Annotated in this window: 12 protein-coding genes; 11 read left to right on the forward strand and 1 reads right to left on the reverse strand. The window is 71.8% G+C overall.

Translation table 11 applies throughout. The annotated features are described in order from the left end of the window. Nucleotides 1-53: 53 nt before the first annotated feature. From ABZU76_RS31425 to ABZU76_RS31460, 8 genes are all read left to right on the forward strand, one after another. Entirely contained in the window at nucleotides 54-575 is a 522-nt protein-coding gene (locus ABZU76_RS31425) for a DUF4442 domain-containing protein (RefSeq protein WP_354875782.1), read from the forward strand. Then, nucleotides 575-1,447, forward strand: a complete 873-nt coding sequence (locus ABZU76_RS31430) for an alpha/beta fold hydrolase (RefSeq protein ID WP_354875784.1) — start codon at nucleotides 575-577, stop codon at nucleotides 1,445-1,447. The genes ABZU76_RS31425 and ABZU76_RS31430 overlap by 1 nt, the downstream gene beginning before the upstream one ends. Nucleotides 1,448-1,554: 107 nt before the next feature. Then, nucleotides 1,555-2,487: a LysR substrate-binding domain-containing protein gene (locus ABZU76_RS31435; RefSeq protein ID WP_354875786.1), complete on the forward strand. Its 933-nt coding sequence runs from the start codon at nucleotides 1,555-1,557 to the stop codon at nucleotides 2,485-2,487. Nucleotides 2,488-2,539: 52 nt separating this feature from the next. Next, a complete protein-coding gene (locus ABZU76_RS31440) occupies nucleotides 2,540-4,114 on the forward strand; it encodes a PfaD family polyunsaturated fatty acid/polyketide biosynthesis protein (protein ID WP_354875788.1) in 1,575 nt (524 codons plus the stop codon). Beyond that, nucleotides 4,111-5,847: an acetyl-CoA carboxylase, carboxyltransferase subunit beta gene (gene accD, locus ABZU76_RS31445; RefSeq protein WP_354875790.1), complete on the forward strand. Its 1,737-nt coding sequence runs from the start codon at nucleotides 4,111-4,113 to the stop codon at nucleotides 5,845-5,847. Before ABZU76_RS31440 ends, accD begins: the two co-directional genes overlap by 4 nt. Next, nucleotides 5,844-6,344, forward strand: a complete 501-nt coding sequence (locus ABZU76_RS31450) for a biotin/lipoyl-containing protein (RefSeq protein WP_354875792.1) — start codon at nucleotides 5,844-5,846, stop codon at nucleotides 6,342-6,344. The genes accD and ABZU76_RS31450 overlap by 4 nt, the downstream gene beginning before the upstream one ends. Next, entirely contained in the window at nucleotides 6,341-7,678 is a 1,338-nt protein-coding gene (locus tag ABZU76_RS31455) for an acetyl-CoA carboxylase biotin carboxylase subunit (protein WP_354875794.1), read from the forward strand. Before ABZU76_RS31450 ends, ABZU76_RS31455 begins: the two co-directional genes overlap by 4 nt. 13 nt (nucleotides 7,679-7,691) lie before the next feature. After that, entirely contained in the window at nucleotides 7,692-9,446 is a 1,755-nt protein-coding gene (locus tag ABZU76_RS31460; protein WP_354875796.1) for an AMP-dependent synthetase/ligase, read from the forward strand. A 135-nt stretch (nucleotides 9,447-9,581) separates the two neighbouring features. Here ABZU76_RS31460 and ABZU76_RS31465 read toward each other — a convergent pair whose 3' ends face one another. Next, nucleotides 9,582-10,112 carry a PaaI family thioesterase gene (locus ABZU76_RS31465; protein ID WP_354875798.1) on the reverse strand — a complete coding sequence of 177 codons (531 nt, stop codon included), beginning with the start codon at nucleotides 10,110-10,112 and terminating at the stop codon, nucleotides 9,582-9,584. Nucleotides 10,113-10,360: 248 nt separating this feature from the next. Between ABZU76_RS31465 and ABZU76_RS31470 the strand changes: the two genes are divergently transcribed. The 3 genes from ABZU76_RS31470 to ABZU76_RS31480 all read left to right on the forward strand — a co-directional run bounded on the left by ABZU76_RS31470 (nucleotide 10,361) and on the right by ABZU76_RS31480 (nucleotide 18,884). After that, the gene (locus ABZU76_RS31470; protein WP_354875800.1) at nucleotides 10,361-11,560 is read left to right on the forward strand and encodes an NAD(P)/FAD-dependent oxidoreductase; all 1,200 of its coding nucleotides are present in this window, start codon (nucleotides 10,361-10,363) and stop codon (nucleotides 11,558-11,560) included. 12 nt (nucleotides 11,561-11,572) lie between these two features. Further along, a complete protein-coding gene (locus tag ABZU76_RS31475) occupies nucleotides 11,573-12,190 on the forward strand; it encodes a GDSL-type esterase/lipase family protein (protein ID WP_354875802.1) in 618 nt (205 codons plus the stop codon). A 97-nt stretch (nucleotides 12,191-12,287) separates the two neighbouring features. Next, nucleotides 12,288-18,884, forward strand: coding sequence for an SDR family NAD(P)-dependent oxidoreductase (locus ABZU76_RS31480; RefSeq protein WP_354875804.1), 6,597 nt, complete (start codon nucleotides 12,288-12,290; stop codon nucleotides 18,882-18,884). Nucleotide 18,885: the final 1 nt, after the last annotated feature.

An 18,885-nucleotide genomic window follows, 5' to 3' on the forward strand; every position in this document is an offset into this window, starting at 1 on the left:
GGTTTTGGTGATGGCGCCCCGGAATTGCCGCCGGCCGTGGGGGACTAGGGGCCATGACAACCGAGCTGAAGGCCCCCACGGGCTTCGGAGCCGTGTTCGCCGCGATCGATCCCGACAACCCGGACTACGCCCTCCTGCAGTGCATCGTCTCCCGTCTCATCCCGTTCGGCACGCACGCCGGCGTCGTGGTCTCGGAGCTGGGCCCGGACCGCGCCGTCGTCGAGGTCCCCGCCGAGGCGCACCTGGGCAACCACCTCGGCACCGTGCACGCCGGCGCGCAGTTCCTGGCGGCCGACGTCGCCGGCGCGTGCGCGTTCGTCGGCGCGATGGCCACGCGCCTGTCGGCCATCGGCTCGTTCGTGCTGCGCGACTCGCGCGTCGCCTTCCGCAAGCCCGCCCTCGGCCGCCTGCGCGCCGTCGGCACGATCGACCGCAACGACGTCGAGACCGTGCTGGCCTCCGTCGGCGAGCAGCGCCTGGACGTCGACGGCCGCGCGCTGCTGTTCGACGAGGCCGGCGTGCTCGTCGGCAAGGTCCAGCTCGACTACGTCGTCACCCTCGTCCAGGAGGCGTGATGCCGGCCGAGGCCCCCGCCGGGCTCGAGGAGATCACCGTCGCCACGCCGGACGGCACGAGCCTCGCCCTGCGCGTGCTGGCGCACCCCAATCCCGCCGCGCCTGTGGCGTTGATCCTGCCGGCCATGGCGATCAAGGCGAAGTTCTACCTGCCGCTGGTGAAAGCCCTGCACGCCGCGGGTCTGTCCGCGGCGACGGTCGACCTGCGGGCGCAGGGCGACAGCCGCCCGAAGCTCGGCGAGGGCCCCGGTTTCGGTTACCGCGAACTGCTCGAGGTCGACCTGCCGGCCGTGGTGTCTGCCGTGCGGACCCGGTTTCCCCAGTCCCCGTTGCACTTGTTCGGCCACAGCGTCGGCGGGCAGCTGGCGTTGCTCTACGCCGCGGCCGAGCCGGACCGCGTGGCGAGCGTGACGACCATCGGGACCGGTTCCGTGTACTGGCGCTCGTTCCCCGCGTCGCGACGGCTGTCGATCCTGGCCACGACGCAGTGGGTCGGTCTCGTGTGCCGGCTGAAGGGAAACTGGCCCGGCGGCGGTGGAATCGGCCCGATGACCGGCGGCGTAATGGCCGACTGGGTGCGCCACGCACGCACGAGCCGCTATCGGCCCAGCGGCAGCTCGCGCGACTACGACCGGCTGCTCGGCGAGCTTTCCCTGCCGCTGCTGGTGATCTCGCTCGACAACGACCCGCTGGGCCCGGAGTCCACCGTGCGGTTCCTGTGCCGCCGCATGCCGTCGGCGAAGCTGACCCGCTGGCACATCGACTCCTCCTCGGGCCTCAAGCACCTCGGGCACGCCTCGTGGATCAAGGACAGCGACCTCGTCGGCCCCGCCGTCGCTGCTTGGATCACGGCCGGAAAGCCGCCCGCCTGAGCACAGGCACGGTGAGGTTCGCCACCGCCGGCCCGGGTTCGAGGTCCGTTCACGGCGTGTTCGCCTTGGCGGACGAGGATGAATCACCACGGGGCGCGGAGGTGGTGATGGAGTACCGGCACGTGCTGGCCTTCCTGGCGATCGCGGACGAGCTGCACTTCGGCCGCGCCGCCCTGAAGCTGCACCTCACCCAGCCATCGCTGAGCCAGCAGCTGCAACGCCTCGAGCGCACCCTCGGCGTGGAGCTGGTCGCGCGCACGACCCACGAGGTGCACCTGACCCGCGCGGGGCAGGCGTTCGAGGTCGAGGCGCGCGAGCTCGTGCGCCAAGTCGAGCAGGCCCGGCGGTCCGCCCGCGAGGCGGCCGCCGGCCGCTCCGGCACGATCCGCGTCGGCTACAACTTCCCCGCGGCCCAGCACGTCCTGCCGTCGGTCATGGAGAAGATGCAGGCCGACTTCCCCGAAGTGGCCGTGGTGCTGGAGGAGAAGCGGACGGGGCCGCAGCTGCAGGCGCTCGAAAGCGGCGCGCTCGACGTCGCCCTGGTCTACGGCCGCCCCGCCACCGCGAAGTTCCGCTACCGGCGCCTGATGCGCCAGTCGCTGGTCGCCGTGGTGCGGCAAAAGCACAAGTGGGCGGGGCGTCCCGGCGTGCCGTTCGCGGAGCTGGCCGGTCAGCCTTGCGTGCTGTTCGAACGGGATCTCTGCCCGGCCATGTACGACGCCATCGTGCGTGCGGCCGACGAAGCCGGTATCGGGCTCGACGTGGTGCACGAAATCGACCACCCGGCCACGACCGAAATCCTCGTGACGGCGAAATCACTGGTGGGTTTCGCGTCCATTTCGCGCGCGATGCTGGCCGGTGCCGTCGCGGGCGGCGCGCGCACGGTCGCGGTTCCGCTCTACGATCCTGTGCCCACCGTCGACCTTTACGTGGTGTGGCGTGACGATCAGGACGGCCGGCTGCGAAATTCGTTTCTGGAATGCCTCGACGCCGTCGGTCCGTTCTCCAGCCCGCCATTACGCAAGTCAATCAGGTCATGACAACCGGGCCTCTCGCGTTGACCAGGCCCGGCACTGACCGAAGAATTGCGGTGTGAGCATAGCTGCCTTGCCGAAATCGGCCAGGGACGAGGAATCGATCTACCAACTGTTGTCCACTGTGGATTCTCCGGTGTTCGTGGTCCGCGACGAGCAAGGCGTCGCCCTCACCGCGGACGCCGACGCCGCCCGGCGCGCGAAGGTGCTCGCCGCCGTACCCGCGGTGCGGCCGGAATCACTGGGGGAACCCGAATTCCGCAAGGCGCACGGCGTGAGCCACGCCTACCACGCCGGAGCGATGGCCAACGGCATCGCGTCGGCCCGCCTGGTCGCCGCGCTGGCGCGCAACGGTTTCCTGGCTTCGTTCGGCGCCGCCGGCGTGCTGCCCGCGAAGCTCGACGAAGCGCTGGGCACGATCCGCCGCGAGGCGCCGGGCCGGCCGTTCGCCTGCAACCTGATCCACAGCCCGAGCGAAGCAGCGCTGGAGCGGGCGATCGTGGACGCCTGTCTGCGCCACGAGGTCCGCTGCGTCGAGGCGTCGGCCTTCCTCGACCTCACCCCGCAGGTGGTGCGCTACCGGGCCGCGGGCCTCGAGCGCGATGCCTCCGGGCAGGTCGCGGCCCGCAACCGCGTGATCGCGAAGGTCTCGCGGTCCGAGGTCGCGGAGAAGTTCCTCCGTCCGGCTCCCGCGGACCTGCTGCGCGGCCTGCGCGAAGCCGGGGAGATCACGGCGGATCAGGCGGGGTGGGCGGCGTCGGTCCCGATGGCCGACGACATCACGGCCGAGGCCGACTCCGGTGGCCACACCGACCGCCGCCCGCTGGTCGTGCTCCTGCCCGCGCTCGTCGCCTTGCGCGACCGCGTGCAGCGGGAGCACGGGTTCGTCTCGCCGGTCCGCATCGGCGCGGCCGGCGGGATCGGCACGCCCGCCGCGGCGTCGGCCGCATTCGCCATGGGCGCGTCCTACGTGGTCACCGGCTCGATCAACCAGGCGTCGATCGAGGCCGACCAGTCCGACGCGGTGAAGCGCCTGCTCGCCTCGGCCGGGGTGGCCGACACCGAGATGGCTCCGTCTTCGGACATGTTCGAGCTGGGTGTCGACGTCCAGGTGCTCAAGCGGGGCACCATGTTCCCCGGCCGGGCCAAGCGGCTGTACGACACCTACCGCTCGTGCGCCGGCCTCGACGCCATCCCCGCGGCCGAGCGCGCGGAGCTGGAACAGCGGGTCTTTCAGCGCTCGTTCGACGAGGTGTGGGAAGACTGCGTGCGCTACTTCAGCGAACGCGACCCGGAGCAGATCGAACGCGCCGAAGGCAACCCGAAACGGCGGATGGCCCTGGTCTTCCGCTGGTACCTCGGCCGGTCGTCGGGCTGGAGCATGGCCGCGATGCCCGAGCGCGCCGCCGACTACCAGATCTGGTGCGGCCCGGCGATGGGCGCGTTCAACGAGTGGGTGGGCGGGACCTATCTCGCCGCGCCGGCGCACCGCCACGTCGCCGAGCTCGCCGTCCACCTCATGCGCGGGGCCGCGTTCGCGGTCCGCGTGAGCCAGTTGCGCGTCGCCGGCGTCCGCCTGCCGTCCCGGTGCGCGACGTACGTCCCAGTTCCCCTGGGGGAGGTTTCGCGATGACCGTGACGCAGGAGATCGAACGCAACGACGCACCGTCGTGGCTGGTGTGCGGAGGTTGCGGGAAGATGATGTACGGCAGGCGCTTCGCCCGCGCCGGGCGCGTCTGCCCGGAGTGCGGCCACCACGCACCGCTGACGGCGGCCGAACGGCTCGAAACCCTGCTCGACGAGGGCTCGATCCGGTCGCTGGAGCTGGTGGTATCGGGCAGCGACCCGCTGGAGTTCTCGGACACCCGCCCCTACGCCGAGCGGCTCGTGGACGCCCGCACTCGCACCGGGCTCACCGAGGCGGTGCTGTGCGCCCGCGGGAAGATCGACGGCAACCCGGTCGTCGTCGCGGCGATGGACTTCCGTTTCCTCGGCGGAAGTCTCGGCTCGGCGGTCGGTGAGGCCATCACCGGCGCCTGCGAGATCGCCCTCGCCGAGCGCACGCCGCTCCTGCTGGTCACCGCTTCGGGCGGGGCTCGCATGCAGGAAGGCGTGCTGTCGCTGATGCAGATGGCCAAGACCAGCCAGGCGCTGGGCCAGCTCGACGAGGCGGGCATCCTCACCGTCTCGCTGATCACCGACCCGACGTTCGGCGGCGTGGCCGCGTCGTTCGCCACCTCGACCGATCTGATCATCGCGGAACCGGGCGCCCGCCTCGGCTTCGCGGGGCCGCGCGTGATCGAGCAGACGATCAAGCAGACCCTGCCCGACGGTTTCCAGACCGCCGAGTTCCTGCTGGAGCACGGCATCGTCGACATGATCCGCCCGCGCGCCGCACTGCGCGCCGCGCTGGGCCGGGTGCTGGCCATCGCCACCCGCCGGCCCGAGCAGCGCCCCGACACCGACGCGCCGGTCACCGACGCGCTCATCACCGATCCCGAACGGCTGCCCGAGCGTTCGGCGTGGGAGTGCGTGCGCGCGGCGCGCAAGCTCGACCGGCCCACGACGCTGGACTACGCGGCCCTGTTGCTCGAGGACTTCCACGAGCTGCACGGCGACCGGATGTCCGAGGACTGCCCGGCGCTGGTCGCCGGCCTCGGGCGGTTCGAGGGACAGCCGATCGCGTTGATCGGCACCCAGAAGGGCCACACGGCCGACGAGCTGGCGAGGCGCAACTACGGCATGCCGAGCCCGGCGGGCTACCGCAAGGCCGCGCGGATCATGCGCCTGGCGGCGAAGCTGGGGCTGCCGGTGGTCACCCTGATCGACACCGCGGGCGCCTACCCCGGCATCGAGGCGGAGCGCCGGGGCCAGTCCGTGGCGATCGCGGAGAACCTGAAGCTGATGGCGGGCCTGCCCGTGCCGGTGATCGCCGTGGTGACCGGCGAGGGCGGCAGCGGCGGTGCGCTCGCACTCGCCTTCGCCGACCAGGTCCTCATGTGCGCCAACGCCGTCTACTCGGTGATCAGCGCCGAGGGGTGTGCCGCGATCCTGTGGAAGGACCCCTCGGCCGCGCCGAAGGCGGCCGAGGCGCTGCGCGTCGACGCGCGGTCGCTGCTGCGCCAGGGCGTGGTCGACGGCGTGATCCCCGAGCCGGCGGGCGGCGCCGGGGCCGACCACGTGCAGATCGCCGCCGCGATGCGCGCGGCGTTGGCCGAGACGCTGGCGCGGCTCGTGCCCCTGGACCAGATGAACCTCGTGACGCGCCGCCGGGCGCGGTTCCGGGCCTTCGGCGCCGACGGCTCGGTCCTGCTCGACGACCTGTCCCGGAAATCCAGCACCGACAACTCGGAGAAGGCCCGGTGACGACAGCCGTGAACGCAAGCGCGAACCCCCTCGCGCCCCACGAGGTGGACCAGGTGGTGACGGCCCTGCGTGAGCAGGTGCTGGTGTTGTGCGCGCAGTCGGTGCGGCACCCGGAAGCCGTGCGGGTGAGCGCGCACGGGGTGGCCGTGGAAGTCGAGTGGCCGACCGTGGCGGCGCCGATGGTGGACTCAGTCGAGCTCGCCGCGCTCGCGGCGCCTCGGCCGGCTCCCGCGGTCGAGGAACCGGCCGCCACGGGAATCGCCGTGTGCGCGGCGACCGTCGGTACGTTCTACCGGGCGCCCGAGCCCGGGGCCGAGCCGTTCGTCAGCGAGGGCGACACGATCGCCGTCGGCACGCAGATCGGGATCATCGAGGCGATGAAGCTGATGATCCCGGTCGAGGCGGACCACGCGGGCCGGATCGCGGAGTTCCGCGTGGCGGACGGGACGGCCGTCGAGCACGGGCAGCCGTTGCTGGCGCTGGAACCGGCGTCGTGATCGGGTCCTTGCTGGTCGCCAACCGCGGTGAGATCGCGGTCCGGGTGATCCGGACGTGCGCCGAGCTCGGGATCCGGTCGGTCGTGGTGCACTCCAGTGCCGACCGCGACTCGGCGGCCGTGCGGCTCGCCGACGAGGCGGTGCAGATCGGGCCTCCGGCGGCGAAGGACAGCTACCTCAGCATCCCCGCGGTGATCGAGGCGGCGCGCACCCGCGGTGTGGAGGCGATCCACCCCGGGTACGGCTTTCTGTCGGAGAACGCGGACTTCGCCGAGGTGTGCGAGGCCGAGGGCATCACGTTCGTCGGCCCGCCGGCCAAGGTGATGGCGCAGCTGGGCGACAAGTCCAGTGCCCGTTCGCTGATGGCGAGCGTCGGGCTGCCGCTGCTGCCCGGCAGCCGCGATCCGCTGGAGGCCGCCGAAGCCGCGGCCCTGGCGAGCGAGATCGGGTTCCCGGTGATCGTGAAGGCCGTCGCCGGTGGCGGCGGCCGGGGGATGGCCGTGGTGAGCTCCGCGGCCGAGTTTCCCCGCGCGTGGGCGCAGACCCGTGCCGCCGCGCAGGCCGTGTTCGGCGACGGGCGGCTTTACGTCGAGCGGTACCTGGCTTCGGCGCGGCACGTGGAGGTCCAGGTGCTCGCCGACGAGCACGGCACCGTCGTGCACCTCGGCGCGCGCGACTGCTCGTTGCAGCGCCGGCATCAGAAGCTCGTGGAGGAGTCGCCGGCGCCGCTGCTGCCGGACTCGCTGATCGAGGAGATGGGCGCGGCGGCTGTGCGGGGCGCGGAGGCGTCCGGGTACGTCGGTGCGGGGACCTTCGAGTTCCTGGTCGACGGAGACCAGCGGTTCTACTTCATGGAGGTGAACTGCCGGCTGCAGGTCGAGCACCCCGTGACGGAGGCCGTGACCGGGCTCGACCTGGTACAGGAGCAGCTCCGCGTTGCGTCCGGGGAGCCGCTGGGCTACTCCCAGGCCGACGTCCGCGTGACGGGCGCGGCGATCGAATGCCGCGTCAACGCCGAGGACCCGGCCCGGGACTTCGCGCCGGCGCCCGGTGTCCTCGACGAGTGCCGGCTGCCCGCGGGCCCGTTCACGCGGGTCGACACGCATGCGTTCCCGGGCTACCGAGTGCCCGCGGTGTACGACTCGCTGCTGGCGAAGGTGATCGTGTGGGCACCTGATCGCGACGCCGCGATCGCCCGCATGCGGCGCGCACTGGGCGAGGTCGACGTGCGCGGCGCCGGCGTGGCCACGACCGCGCAGTTCCTGCGCGACGTGCTCGACCACCCGCGGTTCCGCGCGGCCGAGCACGACACGACGTTCGTCGAAGCACTGTGACCGGGAGGGTGTCGTGCAGGAGTACACCGTTGCGTCGCTGGTGAAGCCGGCCGACGACGAGGGCCTCGCCGACGTGGTCCACGAAAAGGCCGCGCAGGTTCCCGGCGACGTCGTCTTCAGCCGCAAGGACGGGGACGAATGGCAAGACATCACGTGCGCGCGGTTCGCCCGCGAGGTGGGCGAGGTCGCGAAAGGCCTGCTGGCGGCCGGGATCGAGGCCGGGGACCGCGTGCTGGTCCTCGGCCGCACGGGCTACGAGTGGTCGGTGGCGGACTTCGCGGTGCTGAGCGTCGGGGCGGTCACGGTGCCGGTCTACCCGACGTCGTCGGCCGAGCAGATCCGCCACATCGTCGCCGATTCGCGGCCCAGCGCGTGTTTCGCCGAGACGGCGGAGCAGTGCGCGCTGATCGGCGAGGTCGCCGGGGAGCCGGTCACCGGGCGGTGCTGGCTCCTCGGCTCGTCGCTCGGTGAGCTCGCGGAGGGCGGGTGGGCGGTCGCGGACGAGGATGCCGACCGGCGCCGTGCTGCCGTTCGCGCCGACGATCTCGCCACCATCGTCTACACGAGCGGCACCACCGGATTGCCCAAGGGTTGCCTGCTGACGCACCGCAACGTGCTTTCCGCGGCCGCGAATGTCGTGGAGCTGCTGCACGAGGTGTTCCGCCCGGCCTCGGGCGCGCCGGCGTCCACGTTGCTCTTCCTGCCGCTGGCGCACGTCTACGGCCGCGTGACGCAGTTCGGCTGCGTGTGGGCGGGCGTGCGGACCGGGCTGGTCGCCACGCCGGCGGACCTGCTGGGCGAGCTGCCGTCGTTCCGCCCGACGTTCCTGGTCGGCGTGCCGTACCTGCTGGAGAAGATCCGGAAGGCAGCGCGGGTGGTGGTCGGCGAGGCTCGGTACGCCGCCGCGGACGCGGCCGCCGTGGCGCTCGGGCACGCCCGACGGCACGGCTCGGTGGAGCCCGCGGGCACGCCGGACTTCCTCGCCGTACAGGAGAAGCTGCGGAGGCTGCTGGGTGGCCGGCTGGACTACGTGATCGCGGGCGGGGCTTCGCTGGAACCGTCCACAGCGGACTTCTTCGCAGGCCTCGACGTGGAGGTGCTGGGCGCCTACGGGCTGACCGAGGCATCGTCGACGGTCAGCATGAGCGCGCCCGGGCAGAACCGGCCCAACGCCGTCGGGCGGCCCGTGCCCGGCACGACGGTCGCGATCGCGGACGACGGCGAGATCCTCGTCCGCGGCGACCAGGTGTTCCCGGGCTACTGGCCGGACGGGGACGGGGCGCCCGCGCCGTGGCTGGCGTCCGGCGACGTCGGGCTGCTCGACGACGGCGGGTACCTCCACATCACCGGGCGGCGCAGGGAAATCATCGTCACCAGCGGGGGCAAGAACGTGGTGCCCGCGCCGCTGGAGGACCGCGTCCGGCTGCACCCGCTGGTGAGCAACTGCCTGCTGGTGGGAGAGGGCCGCCCGTTCGTCACCGCGCTGATCACGCTGGACGGGCCCGCGCTGGCGGGCTGGGCCGAGGCCCACGGGGTCGACTGCTCGGCGGGGGTGCCGACGTCCGACAGCCGGCTGCTGCGGGAGATCGCGACGGCCGTCGACGCCGCCAACGAGCTGGTTTCGCGGGCGGAGTCGATCCGCCGGTTCGCGGTGCTGCCAGAGGACTTCTCGGTGCAGAAGGGACAGCTGACGGCATCGCTTCGGTTGCGGCGGCACGTGATCGAGGAACAGCTCCAGGCCGAGATTGCGGCTCTGTACGGCGGTTGAGAGCACCACTTCGACAGCACGCCACTTGAGAACACGTCATTTAAGAACACAGCGGCGCGGTGACCCCCGGGTTCACCGCGCCGCTGTGTTTTCAATCGGCGATTTCCCTCGGCCGTCATTTCACAACGCTGTGGTTCACGCCGCCGCGAGCAGGCAGAAGTAGTCGAAGTCCACCTTGGCGACGAGCGCGCCGTTGTCGTCCTGCAGCAAGGCTTTCCCGCTGAGGTCGAGCTGTGCGTCGCCCTTGCCGCGCACCGCGTCGGCAAGCGCCGGACCCGAAATCGTGCCGTGCGCGCGGATCCGCCCGTGCGCCGCGCGCAGGAACGTCGCGCGCGTGTCTCGGAGCACGAAGGTGCGCACGTGCAGGATCCGGGGCGCGATCGCACCCGAGAACGCGCCGGCGCACGCCACCTCCGCCGCCAGGAACAACACCCCCGCGTGCACGGTGCCGAGGTGGTTCAGCATGTCGCCGGACGCGGGCACCTCGGCGACGGCCCTGCCGGCCGCGAGTTCCGTGATCCGCACCCCCGCCAGGTTCACAAAAGGCACGAGAGTGTCCACCGTGCGCCGGATCTGCTCGTAATCGGGTGTTCCTGAACCGGCCAACTCCACGAGTCGCGCCTGTGCCGCGGCGATTCCGCGGGCCGCACCGTCTTCGGCAACCATGCCGTGAATTAGGGCACGGCCGCGCTGCGGGGCGATGAACGAGGAATTAAGCAGCCACCTCGCGCGGCTGGCCGGACGAGGAAGTATTCGCCGGTGATCGGCTCAGCAAATGGCGCGATCGAAAGGCGAGATCTTGATCTAGAAAAGGGGTGTGTGCGGGGTTGACTGTGCCGCGTGGTCGCCGGTGACCGCACGTGGATTGTGGAAATCGACATGAGAACCGAGCGATTCTCCTGGGAGGCGCCCTGATGTATGACGCGATCGTGGTAGGCGCGCGCTGCGCGGGTTCACCGGTCGGGATGCTGCTGGCGAAAAGCGGGCACCGCGTGCTCGTCGTCGACCGCGCGACGTTCCCGAGTGACACCGTTTCCACCCACTACCTTCAGCAGCGCGGCCTGGCGCGGCTCGCCGCCTGGGGCCTGCTCGACGAACTGGTCGCCACCGGCGTGCCGGCGATCAAGCACATGACCGTTTCCTACCGCGACATCGTGATTGCGGGCTTCGCCGATTCCATCAACGGGATCGACGCGACCTACGCCCCCCGGCGCACGGTGCTCGACACGATTCTCGTGAACGGCGCGCGCGCCGCCGGAGCCGAGGTGCGCGAAGGTTTCACGGTTCGCGAATTGATCTTCGAAGACGGCCGCGTGGTCGGCATCCGCGGTTCGGTGGCCGGCGGCGAACTGCAGGAGGAACGCGCCCCGATCGTGATCGGTGCCGACGGGCGCAATTCGTTCGTCGCCGACGCTGTCGGTGCCCAGCGCTACCGTGAAGTGCCGGCCGAGTGCTTCATCTACTACAGCTACTTCAGCGGCGTGCGCACCGACTTCCACAGCCGGATCGGCGAGCGCGAGCAAATCGGCATCTGGCCCACGCACGACGACCGGACGCTTGTCGCCGTGATGCGCAAGACCGAGGCCCTGCCCGAGTTCCGCGCCGACCCGGAGACCCACTTCCACGCGATCGCGAAGGCCATCGTGCCCGAGTTCGCCGAGGAGCTCGCCACGCACGGCAAGCGCGAAGACCGCTTCTACCCGATGCGGTACCCGGACAACTACTACCGCCAGTCCCACGGCCCGGGCTGGGCGCTCGTCGGCGACGCCGGCTACCACAAGGACCCGCTGACGGGCCTGGGCATCTCCGACGCGTTCGAGTACGCGCAGCTGCTGGCCGAGCGCGTGCACGACGGTCTCGACGGCACGCTGCCGATGGACGAGGCGCTGGCGGAGTACCAGCGGGAGCGCGACGCGAAGTCCCACTCGGGCTTCGAGTTCACCTGCTCGATCTCCACACTGGAGCTCACGCCGCAGCTGCACGCGGTGTTCCGGGCGCTCGGCCGCAACGCCGAGTACGCGAAGGACTTCTTCGCCATGATCGGCGGCGGCATGACCGGGGAGGAGTTCTTCGACCCCGAGCGCATGGCGAAGCTCCTCGGCGCGTCGGCCTAGGGAGGAACTCCTGTGCCGGACTTGAAACTGTCGGACTTGGAGCTCATCGTCGTCGGTGACAGCTTCGCCGAGGGCCGGGGCGGGGCGGTGCGGGCCGACGGTTCGTTCGCCGGCTTCACCGTGCAGTTCGCGCAGTGCCTGGGCGTTTCCGGTGCGGTGCTGAACCTCGGCTCGTACGGTGCGACCACGCAGGACGTGGTCGAGCGCCAGCTGCCCGTCGCGCTGAGCCGCCCCGCGCCGTTGACGGGCGTGATCGTGGGCGGCAACGACCTGGTCACCGGCTACGACCGCGACCGCTTCCGCCGCAACCTCACCCACATCTTCTCGAGCCTCACGCAGCCGGGCCGGCTGGTGTTCACCACCAACTGGCCGCGGATCCCGGACCGCCTGCCCGGCCTGGCCGACGCGGCCCGGACCGTGCTGCGCGAGCGGTTCGCCGAGGCCAACGAGTTCCTCGACGGGCTCGTGCTCGACCTCGGCCTCGTGTGCCTCGACCTGGCGAACGCGCCCGTCACCGCCGACCCGGTCATGTGGTGCCCGGACGGCATGCACCCGAGCGCCGCCGGCCACCAGGTCATCGGCACGGCGCTGGCCGACCTCGTCGACGAGGCGCGCAGCGCGCTGATCTGAACCCACCGAAGCACACCCACCGAACCACCCGCGCTGATCAACGGCGATCAGACCTGCTTTTCCCGACCGGACTGCAGCCTGAGACAGGGGTAGGCACGTGAACGACGAACACCGGCCCGACGGTCCCGCCGTCGCGCGACGGCTCGCGGACAACCCGATCGCCATCGTCGGGCTCTCGGGGCTGTTCCCGATGGCCCGGAACTTCCGCGACTTCTGGCAGAACGTCGTCGACGCGGCCGACTGCACGTCCGAGGTGCCGCCGTCGCGGTGGAACCTCGACGACTTCTACGACCCGGACCCCACGGCGCCGGACAAGACCTACTGCCGCCGCGGCGGGTTCGTGCCCGAAGTGCCCTTCAGCACCACCGAGTTCGGGCTGCCGCCCAACCAGCTCGAGGTGACCACGGTCGTCCAGCTGCTGAGCCTGCTCGTCGCGCGCAACGTGCTCGCCGACGCCGGTGCCGTCGGCTCAGGCTGGTACCGGCCCGAGCGCACCGGCGTCGTGCTGGGCGTGGCCGGGCCCACCACGTTGTCGCACCCGCTGGCCGCGCGGCTCTCGACGCCGGTGCTCAAGGAGGTCGTGCGCAGCTGCGGGCTAACGCAGGCCGACGCCGAGCTGATCGCCGAGAAGTACGCGGCGGCCTTCGCGCCGTGGGAGGAGAACTCGTTCCCCGGCCTGCTGGGCAACGTCATCGCCGGCCGCGTCGCCAACCGCCTCGACCTCGGCGGGATGAACTGCACGGTCGACGCCGCCTGCGCGAGCTCGCTCTCGGCCGTGCACATGGCCATCGGCGAGCTCGTCTCCGGTCGTTCCGACCTGATGATCACCGGTGGCTGCGACACGGAGAACTCGATCTTCGGCTACCTCTGTTTCAGCAAGGTGGGCGCGCTGTCGAAGTCGGGGCAGATCAAGCCGCTCGACGACACCGCCGACGGCACGCTGGTCGGTGAGGGCATCGGCATGCTGGCGCTCAAGCGCCTCGCCGACGCCGAGCGCGACGGCGACCGCGTGTACGCGGTGATCCGCGGCATCGGCTCGTCGAGCGACGGCCGGTTCAAGAGCATCTACGCTCCGCGCGCAGAAGGCCAGGAGGCCGCGCTTCGCCGCGCGTACGAGGACGCGGACTGCTCGCCGGCGTCGATCGGGTTGTTCGAGGCGCACGCCACCGGCACGCGGGTCGGCGACCAGACGGAGCTCACCGCGCTCGGCACGGTGCTGCGCGCGGAGACCGACCAGGTCGGGTACGCCGCCATCGGCAGTGTCAAGTCGCAGATCGGCCACACGAAGGGCGCGGCGGGCGCGGCGAGCCTGATGAAGCTCGCGCTGTCGCTGCACCACAAGGTGCTGCCGCCGACGATCAACGTCACCAAGCCCAACCGGGCGCTGGAAGGTGAGTCGCCGTTCTACGTCAACACGAAGACGCGGCCGTGGATCCGCGACCCGCAGCGGCCGAAGCGCCGGGCGGCCGCGTCGGCGATGGGCTTCGGCGGCACGAACTTCCACGCCGTGCTGGAGGAAGTCTCGTCCGGCCGCGAAGGGTTGCGTACGCTGCACCGCACCGCGCGCGTGCACCTGTGGCACGCGCCGGACGTGGAGGCGCTGGCGACGCTGTTGCGCTCGGGTGCCGCACCGAACGGCGACGGCGGGATCCCCGACGGCGACGCGCGTGTCGGGTTCGTCTCGCGCAGTGAGCAGGAGGCTTCGGCGCTGCGGGAGCTGGCCGTGGCGGAGCTCGCCGAGGCGCGCGACGAGTTCGCGCACCCCAAGAGCGTGTTCTTCCGCCGTCGCGCGATGGCGGATCTGAAGATCGGCGCGTTGTTCGCCGGGCAGGGCAGCCAGTACGTGGACATGGGCCTGACCGCGGTGCTCAACAACCCGGCCGTCGCCACGGCGTTCGACGAGGCCAACGGCGTGTTCGCCGGTTCGCCGCGGCCGCTGGCGAACGTGGTGTTCCCGCCGCCGGTGTTCGACCCGGAGGCGCGCACCGAGCAGGAGGCGACGCTGCGGCGCACCGACTACGCGCAGCCGGCGATCGCCGCGCTGTCGGCGGGGCAGTACCGCTTCCTGACCGAGCGCGGGCTGGAGTGCGCGGGCTTCCTGGGCCACAGCTTCGGTGAGCTGACCGCGCTGTGGGCCGCGGGTTCGCTGGCGGACGCGGACTTCTTCACCCTCTCCAAGGCCCGCGGCGACGCGATGGCCGTGGCCGCCGGCGCGGGCGATACCGGCACGATGGCCGCGGTGCAGGCGTCGCGCGAGGACGTGACGGCGCTGCTCGCCGGGCACCCCGACGTGAGCGTCTGCAACCACAACGCCCCCGACCAGGTCGTGGTCGGCGGCGGCACGGCGGCCGTCGGCGAGTTCGCCGCCGCCTGCCGCGCGCAGGGGCTGACGGTGCGCGAACTCCCGGTGGCGGGCGCGTTCCACACGCGGTACGTGGCGCACGCGGTCGAGCCGTTCCGCGAGGTCGTGGCGAACACCTTCGTGGGCGAGCCGCGGCTGCCGGTGTACGCGAATTCTGTGGACGGCTCGTATGGCCCCTCGGTGGAGGCCAACCGCGAGGTGCTGACCGGGCAGCTGCTGCAGACCGTGGAGTTCGTGCACGGCCTGGAGGCGATGCGCGCCGACGGGTGCACGGTGTTCGTCGAGTTCGGCCCGAAGGGCGTGCTGACGCAGCTCGTCCAGCGCACCCTCGGCGACGGCGTGATCGCCATCCCGACCGATCAGGGCCCCACGGGCGACGGCGACGTGGTGCTGAAGAAGGCCGCGCTGCGCCTGGCGGTGCTCGGTGCGCCGATCCGCGCGGTGAACCGCGCGGACGCCGAGCCGTTCACCGAGGCCGAGGCCCAGGGGATGGTCGTGCAGCTCACCGGCCGCGACTACGTGCCGGATTCCCGGCGCGAGCTGTACGCGGGACTGATCGGCGAGCCGACGATGCTCGAGGCGGTCGCGGAGGCCGCCGAGGCGGCGAAGCACGTGGCGGCGGCGGTGGCGCTTCCTGCTCCTGTTGTTGCACCAGTTGTCGCGCCTGCCCCGGTGGTGCGCGAGGAACCGCCGCTTCCGGTCGCTGCCGGTCCCGGCCTGGACATGGTGGCGCAGCAGCACCTCGCCCTGCACGAGCGCTACACCGAAACGCAGCTCTCGGTCACCGGTGAGCTGGTGTCGGTCCTGCGCGAGGCCCAGCGCACGGGCGCCGTCGACGAACAGCTGCGCGCGACCGTGGACGCCATCAAGGACCAGAGCCTCGCGATCGGCCGCTCGCACACGCGAGTCAACGAGATCCTGGTGTCGCTGACGGACCTGGAGCACGGTGCTGCTGCTCCGGTCGTTTCCTCTGTCTCCACTGTGGACGAACCGGTGGACTTCCGGCCGGAGTTTCCTTCGTTCCCGCCGCCCGCCGAACTTGCGGCGGCCGACGGCGGGCCGGCCACGCCGGTCGTCGAGCCGCCCGCGCCTGCCGGGCTCGACGCGTCGTCGGTGGAATCGGCGCTGGTGGCGGTGGTCGCGGAGAAGACGGGCTATCCGGTGGAGATGCTGGATGTTTCGATGGATCTGGAGGCGGATCTCGGGGTCGATTCGATCAAGCGGGTGCAGATTCTCGGTGCGCTGGGCGAGCGGGTCGAGGGTGTTCCCGTGGTGGGGCCTGAGCAGGTGGCCGAGTTGCGGACGTTGAAGGACATCGTGGGGTTCATCGCGGGTGGGGCGTCTGCTCCTGCTGCTTCCGCGCCCGCCGGTTTGAGCGCCTCCGCGGTCGAGGCGGCGTTGGTCGACGTGGTCGCGGAGAAGACGGGCTATCCGGTGGAGATGCTGGATGTCTCGATGGATCTGGAGGCGGACCTGGGTGTCGATTCGATCAAGCGGGTGCAGATTCTCGGTGCGCTGGGCGAGCGGGTCGAGGGTGTTCCCGTGGTGGGGCCTGAGCAGGTGGCTGAGCTGCGGACGTTGAAGGACATCGTCGGGTTCATCGCCGGCAACGCCGCTCCCGCCGCCCCGCCTGGACTCAACGCGTCCTCGGTGGAGGCCGCGCTGGTTGGCGTGGTTGCCGAGAAGACCGGTTATCCCGTCGAGATGCTGGACGTCTCCATGGACTTGGAGGCGGATCTCGGCGTCGACTCGATCAAGCGGGTGCAGATCCTGGGCGCGCTGGGCGAGAAGGTCGACGGCGTGCCTCCGGTCGGGCCCGAGCAGGTGGCCGAGTTGCGGACGTTGAAGGACATCGTCGCCTTCATCGCCGGAAGTGCCGCACCCGCGGCGCCCCGGATCCCGGCTGCCGTCGAAGAACCCGCCGAAGCCGAGCCGGTGCTGCTGCGGATCGAGCAGGTGCGCCTGCCGGACATCGATCGGCTGGAACAGCCGTTCGCCGAGGGGAGGACGGCGCTGGTCGTCGACCACGGCGACGTGGCCGCGCAGGTGCTCGCCGCCGGGCTGGAGCTGCACGGGTGGACCGTCCGCACGGTGAGCGTCCCGGCCGGAGACGGCGGTGGAATGTCCACTTGGGACAGTGCGGCGATCGAACAGACCCTCGCGCAGGGGGTCGGCGAGCGCCTCGACCTGTGCCTCACCGTGCTCCCATCGGACGCGCACTGGGGCGAGGGCGCGCGCCTGCTGGCGGACACCATCCTCACCGCCAAGCTGGTGCGCGAGCGCCTCGACCGGACGGCCGCGACGGGCACCCGTGCCGCGTTCGTCACCGTCACGCGGCTCGACGGCGCGCTCGGCCACCGGGGCGACCGGCCGGCCGCGGCGGCGCTCGTCGGCGGGGTCGGCGGGTTGGTGAAGACCTTCGCCCTCGAGTCGCCCGGGCTGTTCTGCCGCGCGCTGGACCTGGCTCCGGAGCTCGGCGACGACGTGCTCGCCGAAACCCTGGTGGCCGAGCTCGCCGACGCGGCTCTCGACACCCGCGAGGTCGCGATCGACGCCGACCGCAGCCGCTGGACGGTCCGGCCGCGCCCGGCTGAACGTACCGACAGCACCGACAGCACCATCACCGAGCAGGACGTGCTGGTCGTGACCGGCGGCGCCCGCGGCGTGACCGCGCGGTGCGTCCGCGAGCTGGCCACGCGCCGTGCGTGCGAGTTCATCCTCCTCGGCCGCACCGTGCTCACCGACGAGCCGGGGTGGGCCGCGGGCGTCGCGGACGAAGGATTGAAGCCCGCGGCGATCGAAGCGTTGTGCACCAACGGGGACAAGCCGACGCCCCAGCAGGTCGACCGCCTGACGCGCGACCTCCTGGCACAGCGTGAGATCCGCGAAACCCTCGACGTCCTCGGCGAGCGGGCCCGCTACGTCGCGGTCGACATCACCGACGCCGAAGCGACCCAAGCGGCGCTCTCGCCGTTCCGCGAGCGCGTCACCGGGATCGTCCACGGCGCCGGTGCGCTCGCCGACGCCCTGATCCCGGCCAAGACCGCCGACGACATCCGCACCGTGCTCGCGACCAAAGTGGACGGTCTGCACCACGTCCTCACCGCGCTCGACGGTGCCGAACTGAACCACGTGATCCTCTTCGGCTCCGTGGCCGGCGTGCTGGGCAACCCAGGCCAGTCCGACTACGCCACGGCCAACGAGGCCCTCAACCGCGTGGCCGTGAGCTGGAAGCGCGAGCGCCCGGCGACACAGGTGACCGCCGTCAACTGGGGTGCCTGGGACGGCGGCATGGTCACACCGCAGCTGCGCGAGGTGTTCCGCTCCCGCGGCGTGCCGCTGCTGGGGATGGCCGCCGGGGCGCGGATGTTCGCCGCGCAGTTCACGCCGGAGCGCGCCGACGACGTCTCGATGCTCATCGGGCCGCCCGTCCCGCTCGCTCCGCCGGCGCGCACCTCGGCGACCGCCGCATTCTCCGCGCACCGCGACCTGGCCGCGCTGGCGTCCGACGCGGTGCTGCGCGACCACCGGGTCGGCGAGTTTCCCGTCTTCCCGGCGGCGGCCGGCCTCGGCTGGGCGATCAACGCCCTCGAACGCGCCAACCCCGGCCTGCGCGTCGTCGAGTGCACGGGGTTCGAGGTGCTCAAGGGCATCGTCTACGACGGCGGCCACGAGCGCGACTACCGCCTCGACGTCGCCGCGGGGGAGTGGACCGGCGACCGCCTGACGGTGGGCGCCGCGTTACGCAGCACCGAACCCGGCAAGGCGCTGCCGCCCTCGCACTTCACGGGGACGTTCGTGCTCGCCGCCGAGATCCCGGCGGCACCGACGCTGCCCGCCCACCCGCTGGGCCACGGCCCCGAGGACGGGCTCGAGGTCTACCGGGCCGCGGACCTCTTCCACGGCCCGCTCCTGCAGGGCGTGCGCCGGCTGGTCGAACGCGAAGAGCGGCGTCTCGTGGTGGAGTGCCGGCTCGCCGACACCCCGTTCGGCCAGGGCAACTACGCCGGCGAGCTGCACAGCCCGGTGCTCTCGGACGTCGTCATCCAGGCCGGGTCGCTGCTCGGCGTGTGGTTCCTCGACTCCGGCTGCCTGCCCCTGGCGATCGGGCGCATCGAGTACTTCGCGCCCCTGCCGGGCGACCGCCCCTTCGTGGTCATGGTCGACGACCTGCGCCGGCAGCGCACCGGCTCCCAGGTGACGGTCACCGTCTCCGCCTGCGACCCCGACGGCCGCGTGCTCCAGCGCTACACCGACCTCTCGGTGATCGCGACGCCCGAGATGACCGCGAAGTTCGCCGAGGCCGTGCGCCTGCGCGAGCAGAACCGATGAC

Origin of the sequence: Amycolatopsis sp. NPDC005232 (assembly GCF_040607795.1) — a bacterium.
Classification (GTDB): domain Bacteria; phylum Actinomycetota; class Actinomycetes; order Mycobacteriales; family Pseudonocardiaceae; genus Amycolatopsis.

Excerpts from the sequence above, each read along its gene's own strand:
- ABZU76_RS31425 (WP_354875782.1), top strand. The coding sequence starts at position 54 with ATGACAACCGAGCTGAAGGCCCCCACGGGCTTCGGAGCCGTGTTCGCC.
- ABZU76_RS31430 (WP_354875784.1), top strand. The coding sequence starts at position 575 with ATGCCGGCCGAGGCCCCCGCCGGGCTCGAGGAGATCACCGTCGCCACG.
- ABZU76_RS31435 (WP_354875786.1), top strand. The coding sequence starts at position 1,555 with ATGGAGTACCGGCACGTGCTGGCCTTCCTGGCGATCGCGGACGAGCTG.
- accD (WP_354875790.1), top strand. The coding sequence starts at position 4,111 with ATGACCGTGACGCAGGAGATCGAACGCAACGACGCACCGTCGTGGCTG.
- ABZU76_RS31465 (WP_354875798.1), bottom strand. The coding sequence starts at position 10,112 with ATGGTTGCCGAAGACGGTGCGGCCCGCGGAATCGCCGCGGCACAGGCG.
- ABZU76_RS31470 (WP_354875800.1), top strand. The coding sequence starts at position 10,361 with ATGTATGACGCGATCGTGGTAGGCGCGCGCTGCGCGGGTTCACCGGTC.